The organism is Chrysiogenia bacterium, assembly GCA_020434085.1.
Lineage (GTDB): Bacteria > JAGRBM01 > JAGRBM01 > JAGRBM01 > JAGRBM01 > JAGRBM01.
Map to the genome: position 1 here is coordinate 1 of JAGRBM010000609.1, position 3,101 is coordinate 3,101.

General features: G+C 64.1%; 2 protein-coding genes. One reads left to right on the forward strand and one right to left on the reverse strand.

The genetic code is table 11. The features are described 5' to 3' along the window. Positions 1 to 2,153 (reverse strand): hypothetical protein (locus tag KDH09_19825; GenBank protein MCB0221957.1); only part of this gene is annotated, 2,153 nt, incomplete at its 3' end. 321 nt (positions 2,154 to 2,474) lie between these two features. On the opposite strand from KDH09_19825, the gene KDH09_19830 reads away from it, so the two are divergent. Beyond that, positions 2,475 to 3,101: hypothetical protein (locus tag KDH09_19830; protein MCB0221958.1), on the forward strand; the 627-nt coding region annotated here is incomplete at its 3' end.

Here is a 3,101-nt window from a genome sequence, read left to right on the forward strand (position 1 = left end):
AATTCCTCGACATTGAAGCCATACTGCGCGATCTGCGTCTTGGCGATCTCCAGGCTGAGCTTGTAGGCGCCGGTGTCTGCGAAGTCGGCGAACTGCTGATCGTAAGCGACAATGCCCGCGTCGTTGGTCTTGAGCGCCCGGCGCGCCAGCACTCTTCCTCGCGGATCGGTGAGGACAAGTTCCACGGGCATTTCCGCCGGCGGGGCGACGTAGGACTTGTCGCGCACGATGCCGACCAGGTGCGCCGTCTCGCCCGGACGGTAGACGCCGCGATCGCTATAGAGAGCCGCGGCATAGGCGGCCGCTCGCTCGTATGGCTCGCCTTGGACCTGCGAGCCTTCGAGATCAACTTCCAGCTCGCTGAATTTCAGAAAGGTGAAGTCGTCTCCCTTTGTGGCCACGATGGCGAACGGCGGGCTCTTGTCTTCTCCCGCCGGCCCGGCCTCCAGCACGCACCCGCCGTCGCCTCCGCTCGTGCATTCGGCGACGGCCCTGCCGCTTTTGGTGATCCACTTGATCCGCGCGTCCGGGGCAGGCGCTGCGGTGTGGGCGTCGATGGCCCAGACGTTGAGGTGCTTGCCCCATCCGTCGGGCGAGGGGGCGCTGCTTCGCTTGGCAATCAGATTGAGATTCGTCAGTGCAATCCGGGCGGTGTCGCGTTTGCCTTTCGCCGTGACGGTAAGTTCATAAACACCGCGCTCGGGACTTGGAATCAGCGCCTCCAGATCGATCCAGCTTGTCTTTTGCTCGTCGAGTTGGCCGGAGACGCGGAGCGTCTTCTGGAACACGAGATCGGAGGTTCGGTCGTCGGTCTGCTCACTCTCGCCGCTGAGCCAGTAGACGACATTCTGGGCGCCCACGTGACGAACGCTCAGCATGATCTCATCGACGTTCAGGTGGCGCAGGGGGAGATTGCCCCAGCTGTCGGCGGGCAGGTAGCGCCCCTTCGAACCGAACGCGACGCTGGGGCTGCGCTCGGGTACGGTAAACAGCGTCTCGTAGGTCTCACCCAGCACCCCGCCGTCTTCGGAGCGCGCGCCCGCGTCGATGCGCATGCGGTAGCTCCCGCGCGCGAAGTCTCCCAGCAGCCGGAATCCCCGCCGGGTGGCGGAGACGCTCACCTGCACCGGCGGATCGAAGTGAACCGCCGTCTCCACGTCTTCGGGCCGCAGAACGCATCGGTCTGAAATATAGATGTAGTCGTGGCGCATGCTGTCCCAGCGGTAGTAGTTCTTGCCGCCGGCCGCGCGGTCGTCGCAGACGACTTCGATGAAGTGACCCGATGCGCCTTCCTTGCGATTGGCTTCGAAGATCGTGAGCGCTTCGCCTAGTTTGACCAGAAGCCGCTCCTCGGTGGCGGGCGCTCTAACCGAGCGGTCGCCAGCCAACTGGACGCCATCCTGCATGACGAACTGCACCTGCGCCTCGGTTTTCGTGGTCGAGGGACGGAGCTTCACGCGCGCCACGTTCGGCCGGTCCGCGCCCTGGTAGCTGACATCGGTTACGCCCGCACCGTCGATGAGCCAGCGACTCGACTGCCGCAGGCTTCCCAGATCCACCGGCGCGGAAAAGACGAGATCGAGCTCCGCCTGAAGGGTGCGCTGGACCTTGTTCACCTTGTGGGGCGAGACGCGCACGAGGCGGAAGGCGGGCGTCTCGAACGCGAAGTTCCAGGTATCGGTACTGGGCGGTTCGAGCACGCCGTCCTTGGTTTCGAGTTTCTCCAAAGATGCAGTGAGCCTGGTGGCGGGCGGCAGCGGCTTTTCGGGCTCGAAGAGCAGGCTCGCGGGACCGGTTCGGCTCAGTCTGCCGCTGACCTCGGGCGAGAGGGAAAGAACGGTCTTGTCGGAGACTGCCTGGTTGACCTGCTCGGGCTCGAACACGATCTGGGAGAAGGAAATCTCGATCTGGCGGGGCACGACGCCCTCTTCGCCGATGAGCCGGAAGAACGGGCGCACCTCTGCCGCGGTGACGGCGGGCCTGGTCGAAACTTCCTTTGGGCCGCTGTCGGGAACCTGCGTGGGGGCGGACCTCGCCGCGACTTTCTTTTCGTCTTTCCTGATCTCTCCCTTGCAGCTCAACGCCCCGGTTGCCAGAAGACCGGCAAACACGGCGGCAAGCGCGCAGGTACGGACACGGATGGAAATCTGCATGGAACCCTCCCCCTGAAAAATCGTTGCAGGTGTGACCCGCGAATAGTACGGGAAGGGGCGGGGGAGGGCAATGACGGGCGCCAAGTGACCGATAATGCGTCGGTTGGCGCGTGGGAGACACGTGGCATCCGCCCCGGCGAAATAGGGGCGGGGCCCACTGGTTGCCACAAGGTTGCGCGTGGTGACGCACTGGTTGAATCCTCGTCGCCATGTGGTTCTCCGCGATGAATCATCAACTCACAAAGAGTTGCGCACAGCTTTCCTTCACAAGCGCGCGTGGCGAGTTTACGGCCGAGCACATCGCTCGAAAGGAAATTCGCCATGTCCGACCAGAATGAAATCCGCCCCGATGGGGAAAACCGTGTTTACACTCCTCGCCCCGAGCCTGTGGATGCAGAGCCACGCAGGGTCGAAGTCGAGCCGGCGAGGGCGGAACCGGTTCCCGCGACAGAGAAGCCTTCCCGCAAGAGCCTCCTCGCCGAGGAGGCGCAGACGCTCTCGGAAATCATCGCATCGCTGGGCGGCGCAACTGCGGGGCGCCTCAAGCTCTGCGTGCAGCGCAATACCCGCGGGATCGGCTGGAAATCCCTGCGGGCGATCCAGATCGAAGAGTGGATGATTGAGGGCGGCCTCGACGTGCCCGAAGTCGTGGGGGAGGCCTATGGCGACGGCTTCTACCGCTGGCAGCTCCGCTATGCCGGAAGATTCCTGCGCAAGGGAGACTGCCATTTGGAGGGCTATGAGCACGTCCGCGACGACGCAATCCCGCCGCCCGATAGCGAGGATATGCCGCAGGTCGATCTGGTGCAGCTCCTCGAACAGCTTCGCAAGGAAATGCGCGGCGAAATCAGGGCCGCGACCGTCGTGCCGCAGACGCTCTCGGGTCAGGGGGATCAGCTCAAGGCCGTGATGGAGCCGCTCATGCGCTTCCTCGAATCGAAATTCCCC